The 16,974-nt window shown below is 27.7% G+C and carries 14 protein-coding genes; all 14 read right to left on the reverse strand.

The window, feature by feature from the left end; translation table 11 throughout:
• Nucleotide 1 precedes the first annotated feature (1 nt).
• Entirely contained in the window at nt 2-808 is an 807-nt protein-coding gene (locus tag NQ543_RS09840; RefSeq protein WP_004609528.1) for a Cof-type HAD-IIB family hydrolase, read from the reverse strand.
• A gap of 47 nt (nt 809-855) precedes the next feature.
• The gene (locus NQ543_RS09845) at nt 856-1,125 is read right to left on the reverse strand and encodes a hypothetical protein (protein ID WP_004609527.1); all 270 of its coding nucleotides are present in this window, start codon (nt 1,123-1,125) and stop codon (nt 856-858) included.
• A gap of 14 nt (nt 1,126-1,139) precedes the next feature.
• Nucleotides 1,140-1,976 carry a PTS system mannose/fructose/sorbose family transporter subunit IID gene (locus NQ543_RS09850; RefSeq protein ID WP_039903963.1) on the reverse strand — a complete coding sequence of 279 codons (837 nt, stop codon included), beginning with the start codon at nt 1,974-1,976 and terminating at the stop codon, nt 1,140-1,142.
• Between the two features lies 1 nt (nt 1,977).
• The gene (locus NQ543_RS09855; protein ID WP_004609525.1) at nt 1,978-2,829 is read right to left on the reverse strand and encodes a PTS mannose/fructose/sorbose/N-acetylgalactosamine transporter subunit IIC; all 852 of its coding nucleotides are present in this window, start codon (nt 2,827-2,829) and stop codon (nt 1,978-1,980) included.
• A gap of 20 nt (nt 2,830-2,849) precedes the next feature.
• Nucleotides 2,850-3,341 (reverse strand): PTS sugar transporter subunit IIB, encoded by a 492-nt coding sequence (locus tag NQ543_RS09860; protein ID WP_004609524.1) that lies wholly within the window; start codon nt 3,339-3,341, stop codon nt 2,850-2,852.
• Nucleotides 3,342-3,356: 15 nt separating this feature from the next.
• Nucleotides 3,357-3,779 (reverse strand): PTS sugar transporter subunit IIA, encoded by a 423-nt coding sequence (locus NQ543_RS09865; protein WP_039903960.1) that lies wholly within the window; start codon nt 3,777-3,779, stop codon nt 3,357-3,359.
• Nucleotides 3,780-3,919: 140 nt separating this feature from the next.
• Nucleotides 3,920-5,209 (reverse strand): extracellular solute-binding protein, encoded by a 1,290-nt coding sequence (locus tag NQ543_RS09870; RefSeq protein ID WP_039903958.1) that lies wholly within the window; start codon nt 5,207-5,209, stop codon nt 3,920-3,922.
• Nucleotides 5,202-5,876, reverse strand: coding sequence for a response regulator transcription factor (locus NQ543_RS09875; RefSeq protein ID WP_039903957.1), 675 nt, complete (start codon nt 5,874-5,876; stop codon nt 5,202-5,204). Before NQ543_RS09875 ends, NQ543_RS09870 begins: the two co-directional genes overlap by 8 nt.
• A complete protein-coding gene (locus NQ543_RS09880) occupies nt 5,869-7,176 on the reverse strand; it encodes a sensor histidine kinase (protein WP_004609520.1) in 1,308 nt (435 codons plus the stop codon). Before NQ543_RS09880 ends, NQ543_RS09875 begins: the two co-directional genes overlap by 8 nt.
• The gene (locus NQ543_RS09885; RefSeq protein ID WP_230197291.1) at nt 7,176-8,126 is read right to left on the reverse strand and encodes a sugar ABC transporter substrate-binding protein; all 951 of its coding nucleotides are present in this window, start codon (nt 8,124-8,126) and stop codon (nt 7,176-7,178) included. The genes NQ543_RS09880 and NQ543_RS09885 overlap by 1 nt, the downstream gene beginning before the upstream one ends.
• A gap of 170 nt (nt 8,127-8,296) precedes the next feature.
• Nucleotides 8,297-13,306 carry a GH32 C-terminal domain-containing protein gene (locus tag NQ543_RS09890; RefSeq protein WP_004609518.1) on the reverse strand — a complete coding sequence of 1,670 codons (5,010 nt, stop codon included), beginning with the start codon at nt 13,304-13,306 and terminating at the stop codon, nt 8,297-8,299.
• 723 nt (nt 13,307-14,029) lie between these two features.
• Nucleotides 14,030-14,347 carry a TIGR04076 family protein gene (locus NQ543_RS09895; protein WP_039903953.1) on the reverse strand — a complete coding sequence of 106 codons (318 nt, stop codon included), beginning with the start codon at nt 14,345-14,347 and terminating at the stop codon, nt 14,030-14,032.
• On the reverse strand, nt 14,334-14,975 hold the full coding sequence (locus tag NQ543_RS09900; RefSeq protein ID WP_004609516.1) for an alpha/beta fold hydrolase: 642 nt from the start codon (nt 14,973-14,975) through the stop codon (nt 14,334-14,336). Before NQ543_RS09900 ends, NQ543_RS09895 begins: the two co-directional genes overlap by 14 nt.
• Entirely contained in the window at nt 14,975-16,729 is a 1,755-nt protein-coding gene (locus tag NQ543_RS09905) for an ABC transporter ATP-binding protein (RefSeq protein ID WP_222848069.1), read from the reverse strand. Before NQ543_RS09905 ends, NQ543_RS09900 begins: the two co-directional genes overlap by 1 nt.
• Nucleotides 16,730-16,974: the final 245 nt, after the last annotated feature.

A 16,974-nucleotide genomic window follows, 5' to 3' on the forward strand; every position in this document is an offset into this window, starting at 1 on the left:
TTTATAACTCCTTAAATAAATTTAATTTTGATAATGCAAAATATATTCCATCATGATTGTTATCTTTAGTTACTTGTTTCACTTCTTTTTTTATTCCTAAAGGTGCATTTTTCATTGCAATTCCACAACCTACTATTTTCAGCATTTCTAAATCATTATATTGATCACCAAAAGCAATTGTATTTTTAATATTAATGTTTAATAAATCACAATATTTTTTAATTGCAAATGCTTTAGAAATATTTTGATGTGTAATTTCAATAAGTATATTTGATGATTTAACAATTTGACATTCTTTAAACATTATTTTTAATTTTGTTTCTAAATCATTTATATGTTCATGATTACAAATACACAATATTTTATGTACTTTAGATAATTTTTTAATTTCTATTTGATTCCCTTGACGAGATTTGGCCCTAACAATTTGTTCTTCTTTTATAATTCTTGGATCTAAACAATCTTTAACAAGCCAATCATCAAATGAATAAATACACCAAGCTATATCAAAATTATTAGCTTCAATATAATTGATAATCTTTAATGCTAACGATGTTTCCATTCCCTTCTCATAAATAATTTCATTTTCATGATTTAAAATCATTCCACCACCATAACAGATCATAGGACAAACTAAATTATTTTCTTTTAAAATTGGATAGATTCCTGAGGGACTACGTGCAGATACAATAACAAAAGGTATTCCTTGTTGTTGAATTTTTTTAATTGCAAGAAGTGTTAATGGCGTTATACAATGCTGATCATTAAGTAAAGTTCCATCAACATCACTAAAAACCACCTGATACATTTATATTCTCCTTTTTAAAAAGGTTTTATCCTCAAAAGAATAAAACCTTATTTATTTAAACTATCAATAATTTTATTAACATTATTTCTACCATTTTTATAGCCAAGTAAAATCAACACACAAGCAATAGTACTTAAAATCATTCCAATTATACCAATAATCTGACAAACAAAATCAAGTGATGGGCCAAAAAGAACAAATGCGAAGGATAGTGAGGAAAGGATAATTGATACTTTTAACCATCTTTTTAAATTATTTAACATTTTTGTTTGAAACTTAATTTCTTCAATATATGATTGCTTTAACTTAGCTTCCATAAACGATTTCTCCTTTAATATGTTAATCCTGGATTAAAGAATCCAATTAATACCCCAATAAAAGCAATAACTACTAATAATAACATAACTTTAATTGGTGACATTTTTCTTTTTGCAAGCAAATACCAACACAATAGTACAAAGGTTGCAGTTAAAAAACCTGGATAAACACCATCAAGTGTTTTTTGTAATTCTAAAAATGGTTCTTTAGCACCTGCTGCAGTCATTTCAAATGATGTCTTAATAGAAACCCATGTTGCAGCAACTGCTCCAATTACAATTCCACCTAACATTGTAATTGATTCTCTTAAAGCTTTACCTTGATCCCCAACTAGAAAATCAACTGCTTTACCACCTAATTCATACCCTTTAAAATATAAGAACTTCATTCCAAAGTAGGCAAATAAATTCCATACAATGATATAGAAAATTGCTCCTAATGGTGAACCTCCAGTAGACATTCCCATTGCAACACCCAATAAAATTGGAATCACTGTACCAACAACTAATGAATCACCAATTCCTGCTAATGGTCCCATTAAACCAGCACGTAAACCATTAATTGTTTCATCATCAACATCTTCAGCACCAGAAGCTCGAGCTTCTTCAAGTCCTGCTGTAATCCCTACAATAACAGAACCTATCTGTGGTTCAGTGTTAAAAAATGCTGTATATGTCTTCATTGCATTTTCTTGATCTTCTTTTTTTGAATATAACTCTTCTACAATTGGTAACATTGAACATAAATATCCAAAAGTCTGCATATGCTCCTGTGAAAAACAAGTTAAGTTTCCATAATACCAATTATGAAATGATTTATTTAGAGTTTTCTTAGTTAATTTCTTTTCCATCTTAAATATCCTCCTCGTCATCATCATCAATACTTGTATTTTCACTAACCATCGTTGTTTTTCTTAATGTAAGCATTTTAATTTTATAGTTAATTAAAGCAAACATACTTGCAATAATTGTTGCAGATACCAAGTTTATTCCTAAAGCAGCAGCTAAAGTGAAACCAAAGAAAAATGGAATAAAATCAATTGCTTTAGTAACAATTTGTTTTAATAAAATAGCAATCCCTACACATGGTAATAATGATCCAACTGTAAATAATGTTTTCATTGCAATTCCATCCATTGGTAAATATGTTTTAATCAAATCAACCATTGGTGCTCCCATTTTACACATGATCATTGCAGGAATAAATGAGCAAATAATATGAGAAATCCATGGTAAAACCATATCAACTACATATAATTTTTTAAAATTACCTTTTTCAACAGCTTTCCATCCAATATGTTGCCATGCCAAGTTGATTGTTGCTGTTCCATAAAATAATACAGTTCCTAATGTTCCAACCATTGTTCCAAAAGATGTTGCTAAAGATTGTCCATCACTTGATGCAGCATCTAATCCATAACTTTTTAAGGCAATCATCGCAAGAGGAATTCCAATATAACTAACAGCACGAACATCGGCTGAAACTGTTCCCCCTGGAGTAACTAAAGCGATATAAACAACTTGCATTGCTACCCCAACTAAGATTCCAGTTGCAACATCTCCTAAAATAATACCACAAACTAAACCTCCAACTAGTGGTCTACCCAATGTATAGTTACCAAAAGAAGTTCCTCCTAATCCTGGCATACTTGATAAACAAGCAAATAAACCAAGTAGGGCCGCTTGAATCCAACTAATTTCCATAATAATTATCCCCCTTTATTTTAATAACCAAATTTACTTTTAAAATCATCCCATGTTCCAATAGAAACATCAGGTAATAAAGCAAATTTAATTTTATAACCAGCTTGAGCAATTTTTTCGAATGCATCTGCTTCTTCTTGAGTAATTGATTGATTGTTACCTAGTTTAACCGCCCCTTCACGATCATTACATGGACCAACAATAACTGTATCAATTCCGCATTTAAAACCTTGATCCACTAAAATTTTACACATATCAATTGGATTTTTAGTGATTAAAAAATATTGTGTATCACTATCTAAAACTTTTTGTGATTTTTTTTCAAATGCGTCTAATGTCCAAACAAAAGTTTTTTTACCACTAGCAGCTTTATAAGCTGCTTTTAATACATCGTTTGATGCTGCTTTATCATTTACAGCAACTAAACCATCACAAGGATATTCACGCGCCCAACGTGTACAAGTCTGACCATGAATCATTCGGTCATCAATACGAATAAATGAAACTGACATATTATTTTCCTCCTTTTAAATATCATCTTCTTCATCAGTTGTTATACATACTTGTTTTAAACCTTCTTGAGCTTCTGATAAAATTTGTTTTATCAATGTATCATTATCAAATGCATCTTTCATCAACACAGTAGTTAGTGCTAAAGGTAAATTCATTCCACCAATAACAATTGCACTGTTTAACATTCCTTTTTGATTCAATATATCCATTGCTGTTGTTAATGGTGAACCACCCACTAGATCGCCTAGTAAAATAACCTCATCATCTTGATCAATTACATCTAGTTTATCTAATAATTCTTTAGCAAAAGCATCAGCATCCATACCATCTTTTAATCCTGCTGATATAATTTCGGGTTTATTCCCAGTAAGCATTGATAAAGCATTTTTTAAACCATTTGCAAATTCTCCATGACTTACTAAAACTACATACTTCATTATTTCTTTTCCCCCTTCCTTTCTAGGACACATTTATTCTAACATCTAAGCGTTTACATTCCATCTGTGACATGTCATATTTTTTTTATAATATTTGTCATATATTTATATGACATTTGTCATAAAAAAAGTAGCTTGTGCTACTCTTTAAGATATTGATTTAATTCTTTTTGTAATTTTGTCAATGAAGTATCTAAATCATCATTGTTTAAAATAATCTGATCTACTCTTGTATTAATAAGATCTAGAGCCGATTCATATTTTTTAAATTTACCATGACTTGTTGTATTTTCCATGACTTCATTAAGTAAATTTAAACTCACCTGACTATCGCCTGACTCTTCTTTTAATAAATTAATTGTTGCCTTTGATTCGACAACTGTTTTTAAAGGTGATAAACCTTGAGAATATTCAACTAATTTAGCTTGACTCTGTTGATTATATGTAAGGGTTTTAAGCAAATCCCACGCTAAACTGTCATGCTTACTGCGTGAAGAAATTCCCATTAGCAAAGTTGAAACTTCACTGTTTTCAACATTTTTAGCATGTGTAGGCATTTTTACACAATCCCATTCAAAGCGTGAATATTTTTTTATTTTCCATGGATATGGCTGATATGTTCGATACTGAGAAAGGGGCATTGGTGAAAAGGCTACCTGACCTTTATCAAACTCATCACTACTAACAATATGACCTTGATTTAAATTATTTATTTTTTGAACAAATGTTATTGATTCTTTTACACTGTCTTGACTTAAATCACATTTTGTACCTTGATCATTAAATATTTGAATTCCATGACTATATATAGAGTCTAACCAATCATAATCATAGCAACCATATTGATCAATAATACCGTCATTATTACTATCACGAGTTACTTTTTGACATATTTCATAAAAATCATCTAATGTCCAATCATTATTAGGTATTTCAATTCCTTCTTTTTGTAATAACGTTTTATTTACAAACATCAAGGTTGGATCACACTCATACGGTAATGCATATTGATATCCATTATACGTTCCTGCCTCTAAAACACTTTTATAATATTCCTGTTCATCGAAATTTTTATCTTTAAGTATGTATGAATTAAGATTTTTTAATGCTCCTATCGAACTTAATAAACTAAAATCTTCTTCTAAAATAATATAAACATCAGGAGTATCACCAGTTAAAATCTTATCTGCTAACCATGAAGAATAATCTTCTTTTAAAATACCACTTTCATATTTTACCTTAACATTAGGATGAATTTCTTCAAATATTTTAATTGCATTATCTACAATTTGATTACTTTCACCACTAGGAACATCCCAGTTACTACCAGAAAAAACACCCAATTTTATAGTAATCTTTTCCGGTTGATAAATAATTGCCATAGCTATACAAACCGCTAAAATAAATAAACCAATTATTTTTTTATTCATCATCAACCCTCTTAGTTGTTTGCCCAGTTTGTACAGCCCAAATCGCTAATTGTGTACGATCTCTTAAATTTAATTTAGAAAGAATTGAACTTAAATAATTTCTAACTGTTCCTTCAGATAAATATAATTTTTGGGCAATTTCTTTATTTGAAAAACCATAACCAACTTGCTGTATAACTTTCCATTCTGGTTTACTAATTTCATCAATATTTGTTTCATCAACTTGAATAGAATAATTATTTTGTGACATTTTAGAAAACATCCCAAAAACTTTGGTAGCAATATCAGGATTTATCATTCCACCTCCACGGTAAACTGTTAAAATTGATTGATATAGCTCATCCATGCCCACACCTTTCAACAAATAACCACTTGCACCATACTTCAAAGCACTAAACACAAAATCATCATCATCAAAAGTTGTCAAAATAATAATTTTAGTATTAGGATACTGTTCTTTAACCGCTTTAGTACAAACTACCCCATCCATACGTGGCATACGAATATCCATTAAAATCACATCAACTGATTCCCTTTTTAAAATATCTAAAACTTCTAATCCATCAGCAGCAATATTAACAACTTGAATATCTTCATGGGTACCTAAAACAATTTTTAACGATTCTCTTATCAATTCCTGGTCATCTGCTATAACAACTTTAATCATATCTTTCACCTCTTCCTATTGGTATTTTAACTTCTGTTAAAAAACCATCATGTCCATCATATATAACTTCGCCATTAATAATTGCTACTCTTTCTTGCATTTGCTTTAAACCAAATCCATAATGAATTTCTTTACAGCCAATCCCATCATCTTTTATTTTTAAATACAATAAATTTTCATATTCAAAAATTTCAATATCAATGCATTTTGCTCTTCCATGGCGCATTGCATTAGTTATACTTTCTTGAATTATTCGAAATAATATATCTTCAGTAGTATTTTCTAAATCAAGTTTATCAATTTGATAATGTAAATTAATTACTAAATCACTCAAATTTGTAAATTCATCAATCATTGTTTCAATAGCTCCCTTAAAACTATTAGCTTCTAAAGCACCTGGACGTAATTTATTTAGGGAATTACGAACATCACTAATTCCTTGGCGAACAACTTTTGAAACAAGTTGTAGTTGCTGTTTGGTTGTTTGAGGATTAATATCAATCATTGCTATACATGCGTCAATTCCAGCCGCAATCCCTGTTAGTGCATGTCCTAAAGTATCATGAATTTCACGTGCAAGTCTCTTTCTTTCATTATTTTCACCAATCTTTTCAGTAATAGCTGCATAATTTTGTAATTCCTGATTTACTTGATTAATCATATCTAATTCTTTAGAAATATTTTCATTTTCCTGAATTTGATCAGCAATATATAATACCGTAGAGGCAACAAATAATAATATATTTAATGTCTCTAACAAATTTTTGCTTACCATTAACATACCTGTCATTGAAGCTTCACAAGCTTCAAAATAAGCCTGAGGATTAGGGATAGAAATAAACATCGAAAAAATATCATAATTAGAAATTAAATATATTATTACTAATGCTAATAAAAACCATTTTGTTTTTTCATTTTTAAAATGATAAATACAGTCACTAAATACCAATAAAATAATTCCATTATAACTCATATTCAACAAATAAATTATAACAAAGCAAATAACTAATTCCAAAACATTATAAAAAATATGAAATTTATTATTTATAATTTTGTTTTCATTGTGATAATAAATCATAAAAACAAGTACTAGGTATAATAAAATTGAAACTAAAAGCACAAAAAGAGGATTTCTTGGTATACTATTAACAGTATCTAAAAAATTTCTTGATAATTGATTTGTAATTATATATTTTGTTGTAAATAAAAAAACAAATCCATAAAATATAACAATTATTAAATTCAATAAAATCATTAAATATCTAACTGACGATAAAGACTGAAAATAATTTTTATTCATTACTGCCACCCCGTTTTATTAAACTGTGCAATGTTCTCTTTAGTAATAATTTCTACTGGTATAACAATATTTGAACCAATCTCTTTACCTGATAATAAATCATACATATTTTTTGCAGCTATTTTACCTATTGAAATTGGTGATTGTGCTACTGTTCCAGCTACCATCGGACTTTCTTCGATTAATGATTTAATATCAGGAGTTCCGTCAACTCCATATACCATCACATCTTCATATCCCATTGATTCCAATGCTGCCAATGCTCCTAAGGCACTAGGATCATTTAATGCCATTACAACATCAACCTCTGGTGTTTCTTTTAAAATTCTTTGCATAACCGGCATTGCTTTTTCTAATTGTCCCTTACATTCTCCTTGATTAATAATTTTATATTCTGAATGAGCATCAATTGTATCTAAAAAACCTTCAATTCTTTGTTTGGCAGATAAAGCCGTTGTATGCTTTAGTAATACTATATTAGCACTTTTCAATTTACTCATCATATCTTTTGCACATTGTACACCAGCATTATAATTATCTGAAACTACCGTACAATTGACCAAATCTTTATTTGTAACCGGTGCATCGACTGTAATAATTGGAATATGCGCTTTTTTAGCAGCTTTCAATGCTGGTTCAATTTTTTTAGCATCAATTGGATTAATAAATATTCCATCTACTTTTTGTTCAATAAATGAATAAATCTGTTCATTTTGCTTATCAATATCTAATTGAGGATCTAGTGTAATTAATCGATCACCATTTTTCTCAATATTTTTTTTCAATTCATTATTAATTATTTCATAAAAAGGATTATTCATCGTCATATATGTAACACCAAATACCCTATGACCATTTATTGGCATAACATAAAATAAATAAGCAATAATAAATACAATTATAGTAAGTAAAGTTACGATTGACAAAAAAATTTTTCGATTAAATTGCAAAATTTATCCCTCCTTATCACCTTTGATATCATTATTTTAACATGTCTATTTACAATAATAAAATACTAAATTGATAATCAAAAAGTTCTGCTAAAATTAAATATTAAAACTTCAAGATATATAAAAAGGATGCTTTCTTTTATCTAAGAAAACACCCAATTATTTAATTCTTATTGTTTTTCTTTTCTTTTCAATACTGCATATCCAGCTACACTTAATAATGCTAATCCAGCGAACATTGCAACTAAACCATTGTCTCCCGTTTTTACACTTGCAGTATCCCCTTTACTTATTTGTGTTTTTACTGTGTTATCAGTTGTTACTGTTTGTAATTGGGCAATTGCTTTTATAAGAACATCTTTTGCATTATCAACTTCTTCTTGAGTTACATTTGGATTAGCAAATACATTTTTAGCATTATTTAATGCTTCTTGCATAATATTCCATGAATCTGCAGTATAATTTGCAACGTTTAATCCCTCTGCTTTATTAATTAAATCTTCTAATAAATCTTTATTAGGAATTAATCTTAAGTTCAAGAATGCTGTTACTAATTCTTTGTATGCAGAATCTACTTCTTCTTGCATAGCATTTTCATTTGCTAATACTACTTTTGCATTAGCTAATTTTTCTGCAAATGATTCCCAAGTAGCTGGTGTATTTACATTAGCTTCTAAGTCATTTACTTTATTAATAAATGCTTCTACTGTTGCTTTATCACCTTTTACAAAGTCTAACATATGCATTGCACTTGCAAGTCTGTCAAATGCATTATTTACTTCAACTTGTGAAGCACTTGCATTATCGTAAACTGCATTAGCTTCTTGTAATGCCACTTTGAATTCTTCTACTACTGCTGGTACTACATTTTCTAAATCTTCATTTGTGATTACATTTGCTAAATCAATTGCAATTTTTAATGCCGTTTTGTTGATACTATTGATTGGAATTAAATTTTCAATAGCTAACTGTAAATTTAAATATGCTGTATCAATTTCTTTTTGACTACTATCATCATTACTCAATACTTCTTTAGCATTTGCTAATACTTTCAAGTATTCTTGATAACTAACTGATGTATAATCTTTTTCATCATATGTTTTAGCTACTAAATCAGCTAAAGCTTTATTTGAACGAGTTATTACTTTTACAGTTGTTGTAACACCATTTGCAATTGTTCCTGTTACGCTATAAGTATCTGGCACATTAACATCAATTGTATCTAAATTCCATGTAATTTCTGCCATTTCTTTTTTATTTAAATTATCATCCCCAGCAACTGTTACCATTGTTGGTAAAAGTGCTTTGATATCTTCTAAATTAGCATTGATAGATGGGTATAGATCAGGTATTTTAGATGTTATTTGAGTTATTGGTGTATCTGTTGTAACGTAGAAATTTTGATATTTAGCATTTGTATTAAATATTCCTAAACCTACATAACCTTCATCATATTGGCGATCAGATTCACTAATTACATGATTTATGTATTCTACACCATTTACTAATGCAACAATTTTATTATCATCAACATTAATTTCCATATGATATTTGTTGTCAGGTGCTATTGCTAAATTATTTGTACTTGTAAATGTATAATCATCTTTAAAATCAAATAAACGTACTGTATTTCCATTTAATTGTAATGAATAACATCCATCCCATACATTTTTTGTTTGTGATTGGAAAATAAAATTTAATATACCTGTTTGATATGTAGCATCAATTTCATATTTAAATTTATTTGTACTAATTTTATTAGCAAACATGAATCCATTGTCATTATGACTTGCTATATATGTTTCATCATCAACATACCAGTTACCACCTACAGCTTCAAAATCGCTTAAGTTTGTTTTAAAATTATTTTCATAAATATGAACAGAACATTTTTTTGTAATATTTGGATTTTGTTTAGCTGCAACAGTGATTGTTGCTTCACCGGCTTTCAATGCTTTTAATGTAGCTTGACTACCATTTTGTTCTAACGAAATAACATCATTATTATCAACTGTATAAATTAAATCTTGAGATAATTCAGCTGGTGAAACCCAACTATTTAATGTAAACTCATCACCTACATAGCCATTGATATTAGTTTTATCAATTCCTACAGATAGAGGTTTAGTTGGTGTTAATTTATCTGTCCAAATTGTTTTCATTGGATATATTGTAATATTTCCAGTAGCATTACCATCTATACTATAGACACTTAAACCTTTACTTACTGGACTAGCAAAAATTTGCATTGCTCCTGCAACTGTATAATCATTTGTAAATACTTCTACAGAACTGCGATCAACATAAATATGTAAATCAATTGAACCATCAGCATTCAATTCAACATTTTGACTACATACATTAAGTCGTTCACCTTCAACAACGATAACTCCTGATTTTAAACGATCAATAGTTAACTGTTTATTTTCTAGATTATATTTAATAACTGTTTCTTGATCATAACCTGTTCTAACTTTAAAACCTACTTCACTACATGTACTATCTGGTTTTAAATTTGCAACAATTTCATAACTATCACCACTAAAATTATTTAATGGATTATTTGTTTCATTAATAGTAACGCCATTTAATTCAACTTTATTTGCTTCATCTCTTAATGTTTTATATTCATCGATTGGTGTTTGAGTTAAATAATATTTCCCATAACTATCCTTCTTGATTCCTAATCTTAACTGTAAATTATATGTTCCGTTAAAAATAGTATTACCATTAGCATTAGGAATTGCATTATTAAAACCACTGTCCCAAGTATTCATCCAATTTATTGCAATAATATCTTGAGCTTTAAAGTTTTCTGCAGTTCCAAAATCTCCCCTATAATATGTCATTGCTGCATATGAATCAGGACCAAAATTCATAATTCCATCATTATCTTCATTTCCCATTCCATCAGCATTAGTACTTGCATATTGTTCATCAGGAACAAAAGACCATTTACCATTAACTTGTTTAAAATCACCTATTTTATATTTTCTTCCTCCACGATCTAAAACCCATTTAACTTCGCCTGTTTCTTGATTATTTTCATCTTTAACTACTAATGGATATAAATCCGGACATTCAGTATGTAAATCTCCATAAACTGATTCAACTTGCCAATTAACCAAATCATCTGATGAATATATTCTTAGTGGTCCTCCAGCTATTACCATAAACCACTTATTTTCATATCTAAATACTTTTGGATCTCTAAATGCAGTATTTTTTAAAGAATCATCTGTCCAATTAATTAAAACTTTTCCTTCATCATATTTATAAAAAGTTTCACCATCTTTACTATAAGCTGCAGTAATTTTTTGAACATCACTACCATTACCACCATTAGAAGTAATAAAGAATACAAGTCTTTCCTCACCTTCATTAAATATTGCTGGTGCTGTTTCATGATCAGCAATTACTGCACACCCTGAAAACATTGTTCCATATTCATCTGGATAAAATTGAATTGGCTGTTCTTCCCAATGAATCAAATCTGTACTTGTCGCATGAGCCCAATGCATTGGTCCCCAATTTGGCGAATCATAGTATTGGTAAAATAAATGATATTTTCCTTTATAATATACTAGTCCACATGGATCATTACCCCATCCATTTTTTACAGAATAGTGGTATTGACCACGATAATCTTCATTATAGTATGATTCATCAACTTGCATACGATGTACACGGATTCGATATAAAACTTTTGCATTTCCATTTCTTACTGTTAATGTATAAGTTTGTAAATCTTTTGTAACTGGTAAATTATTAATATCGACAATTTCTCCATTTTCATTAGTCGCAACAATTTCACTATCATTTTTAATTTCCGGAATTAAACTTACTGCTGTAGTACTATTTGTAACATATGTAATGTAAACATATTGACCTTTAGAAAATGCAATTTGTTTATCAACTTTACCATTAATACTTTCAACACTCAAATCATCTAATTGAGGTGAATTAGTATCATCTATAGGTGTATATTCAATATTTTGATATGTTACATTGCCATTCCAAGTAAGTAAACCAAACTTACCACTTGTAAGAGCATCATTTTGTCCATAATGAGAATCCTCATTACGATCATTCATTGTATAATCAGCTGTATTTATTACAAGTTGACCATTGATATAATAAACAATATGTTTATCAATAACAGTTATTTTTAAATGATACTCATTATTTTCATCTAATGCGATAAATTGTGATTTAGCTAAATCATAATTGTCATCTTGTCCAAATTTAAATAGCCTTACTTCTCCACTTGCACCATTAATATTTGCTACATACATACTTTTATTATTTAAATCTTCACTTGCTCTAAACACTAATGATGCTGCACCACAACGTTCGTTAAACTTAACATCTGCCTCATAAACAAAGTTATCTCCATCTGTTTCACTTAACAAAAACACATCATTTACTCCATTAGAATTTCCTGTAATTCCAATATCACTAATTGGATAATTGTCATTTTCTTTAATACCATCTAAGTTTGTCTTTAAATTATCAGAATTACTAGTATCTGTAATTTTAATATTACTAAATAAAGCACTACTATCAAATGTCAATAATCCTATATATCCACCACTCCAATTATCAACTTTACCTGTTTTAATAACTTCATTAGTAACGTTATTTGATAACTTAAAAACATAATTACCTATTTCATCAAATTCAATATACATATGAACTGTATCACTAAAATCAATTGAACTAGCTTCATCACTTGTAATGTAAGCGTAATTTGTAACATCATTTTCTACTTTAAATAATCGAGCACGATTTTGTGTATCCTCAGTATTAAAACTAATCGCATACCAAGAATTAGTAACATTTTCTTGATCTGCAACTCCTATTACTAATCCTGCACTAATCCCATCAATAAGTTTTACATCCCCTTCATAAATAAAGCTGTTATATTTATTTTCTTCATTTAATAAAGCATGATGATCATCATTATTTTTTTTGCTCAACATGACACCATCTTCATTTGATGTAACTTCACCATTACTCTTAGAAACAAAATTTGATAATTCTTTTGCTTCTAATTTGCTTTCAAATGTTCCATCAGGAACATCAGTTTTTTCATCTGGCATATTAAATGCATTTACAAACGTTAGATTTGTAAAAAACATCGAAAAAACTAATATAAAACTCAATACTTTCTTTATCATATTTTTCCCCTTTCTTTTTTGGAAACCGCTTACATGGTTATTATATAATTATTAGTTTGATTAGTAATGTATAATATGTAACATTTTTACATGACAAATGTCACATAGAATAATACTATAGTAATCAAAATAAAAAACTGGAAGATTACTCCTCCACCTTATCTAAATCAAATTATTTTAAATTACATATAAAATAAGTAAATTTAATAAAAATAAAACTAGCGATAATTTTTTGCACAGTTTTTTATCCATATTTTCCTCATTAATTAAAAGCAATACCTCATTAGAAATAATAGTCAAAGCATTCAACAATACTAATATTTATTTTTTTTAAAAAAATTATAGTATATTTTTACTTAACTCTATAATTATTTTTACTATTAAATATTTGATAGTTAAAAGTCAAACACATCAAAAAACATTGAAATACACTTTATTTTTATCAATATTTTTAATTACATACTGTAGGTTATCATAGCTTATAACATAATATTTTAAAAAAGCATTTGATATATGGTTAAAAAAACTAAAAATTTTAAATTCATTTATACTATCAAAGATACTTACTCTTACAAATCTCGCACTACTAAAATAATTTACGCATATTTGATACAAAAGCAAAACTTTTGTATACCAACATGTTCTTTACTTTTTATATTGTTTCAACTTGTAAAGATATCATTATACAAAATACATCTCATCATCAATACCTTTTAAATATTCTTACGCATCGGCATCTTCATCTAAAGTTTCTATTAAAAAACTAACCGGCCTAAATCCATCATTACACGATATCAGTGCCGATTTTGGATTTTTCATCCAGCCATTATAAATATTTTTTCCACCATGGGCTAAAGTCATCACAAAAGGTGAAATACTTGTCCATGCACTTTCACACATTTCTTCAGGTTTTTGCCAACCATTAGCAATAAACACTTGTCCTTCTTTCATATTGCAAGCATGTTCAATAGGATTTTCATATTTTTCCATCAAATCTTTATAACATGCAATTTTTACAACAGTTATCTTACATTTTTTCATATTCATTTCCTTCTTTAAAAAATTTATTTAATATTATTCCTAATTTTTGAGGATTATCTATATTTACTTCATGACCTGCATTTTCAATTATTTCTATGTTACTATTAGTTATTCTTTTTTTAAGTTGCAATGAAGCTGGTTTATTAGTTTTATCTTTATCTCCACATACTATAAGTGTTGGACAGGTTATTTTTTCTAAATCATTTTCAAAATTTAAATTCATCATTGATTTTGATAAATTAATAAATTCATATTTATTAAATCCAATTTCTTTAAACATATTATTTGGCATTAGTTTAAATAATATATTTTGAAAATTTAATAATTTTTTAGGCATTATATATCGAGTTGCAATTAATACTAAAGAATTAACTTTATCTGGATTTTCAATTGTATAATGCATTGCTAAAATACCACCCAATGATAAACCACATATATTAAGTGGTTCATCAATTTGTTTACAGTATCCAACAAAGGCTAGATATAAATTAGCATAATTTACCTCTTTGCAATGAAGTAATTTAACTAAATCTAAACAAATTATATCATCTTTCATTTCCATAAACTCAATTGTTTTATTATAACTAAAACTATTTTGTCCTAAGCCATGTAATAAAATATATTTCATTATTTCAACCTTCCATAAAACATATCACTAAAAATACCTTCTGTTTTTATTAATTCATTATATTTACCATGTTGCACAATTTTACCATGATTCATTACAATTATTTCATCGCAATTTTTTAAAGTTGTGAGTCGATGAGCAATAGAAATAATAGTCATCTTGCTTTCTTTTTTTAACTTTTCTATTTCTGATTGAATATATTTTTCAGAAGTATTATCTAATGCCGAGGTAGCTTCATCTAAAATTAAAATTTTTGGTTTTCGTAAAAATATTCTTGCTATTGCAATACGCTGTTTTTGACCACCAGATAAATTACTTCCTCCTTCTGAAAGTAAAGTGTCTAATTTTTTTGGTAAACTATTAATAAAATCAAATAAATAGGCTTTTTTTATTGCTTCTTCCACTTCAAATTGTGATACTTTTCGATCTAACCCATAACAAATATTTTCATAAATAGTGCCAGCAATAATAAATGGATTTTGAGGCACCAAAGCAATAATTTGGGCAATATCTTTACGTGACAAACTATTAATATCATAATTATCTATAATAACATTTCCTTTACATTGTTCTAATTTGCAAATAACTTTGATTAATGATGATTTACCACAACCACTTGGTCCTGCAATTCCTAAAAACATCCCTTTTTTTATTTTAAGATCTAGATTTTTAATAATCTCTTTTTTGTTTTCATAACTAAATTGTAAATTATGAATATTAATGATTTCATTATTATTTAAGTTTATACATTCGTTATTTTCTAAATTCTCATACGAAAAATCATTAGGGATTTCAGTCATTTGAAAAAAATCTTCTGTTAATACCATACATTCAGATAACTCATCTAAAATACGATGTAATTCTTCTAGTGGTTTAATTAATTGAACGAAACATAAATAAGCAGTTAAAACACTTCCAATTGTAATAATATTTTTAGTTGCTAAAAAAGTTGCTGCACCAATTAATAAAACTGTAAATACTGCTTCATTTATAAACTTCATACTATCATATTTTGCCATTTGTAAATGATGCTTCATCTCTTTACTTCTCAAAAATTCAGATTTATTATCAAATCTATTTTCTTCTAATTTAATACTATTAGTAATTCTAATTACTTCTATCCCATTTAATAACTCTACTAAACTACCATCCATTTCTGATTTAGTATCCAGTAATTCCACTCGTATTCCTCTTTGTGTACTAATTTGTCTAAATACGATTAATATCCCAATTGGAATAACTAGTAACATTATCAAAGCTAAAACCACTGGTAAAGTAGTTAAAATAACTATAATTGCCGCTAAACTATTAAATATTGCTGGTGCAAAATCCATAAATATTAATTTTTCAAGCTTTACAGTACCTTCTAAACATCGATTAAGGCGCCCATGAATATTCCCTGTCATATTATTTTTAAAATATGAAAGCGGTGCTTTTAAAAGTGACTTTATTACAATGCCTCGAGCTTTTTTTTCAGTTTTTGTAGCTGTATCTTCAACCAATATTCTTCGTAATATTTTAATTAATTCATTTACTATATTAATAATTAAAATTAATATTAATAATGGTATAATTTCTAAAAAATCAATCTGCTCTCGTAATAAAACATCATCTGTCAACCAACCAATCGCTTTAGGTGTTAATTGCGTTAAAAATGCTGATATTATCATAATAAAAATAATTATAATAAAATTTCTTTTTTGTTCAAATTCTAATAAACTATATAATTTATATAATATTTTTTTTAAACCCATTTTATTCTCCATACAATCATTACTTATAAAATATTATTTTAATATATTATACATCTTTTTAATTTAGAAAACACTAGTAAACATTATCTTCCAAAAATATGCAATTTCTCATTATTTTATATAAATTAAAACTATGATGAAATATCATCATAGTTTCTACTAAACATATTAATAGATTAAATTTTCAATACAGTTCAGCCTAAAGTTTAGTTAAAATCATTTATAAAAATAAAAGTAAATACTAG

The organism is Thomasclavelia spiroformis DSM 1552 (assembly GCF_025149465.1).
GTDB classification, from domain to species: Bacteria; Bacillota_I; Bacilli_A; order Erysipelotrichales; family Coprobacillaceae; genus Thomasclavelia; species Thomasclavelia spiroformis.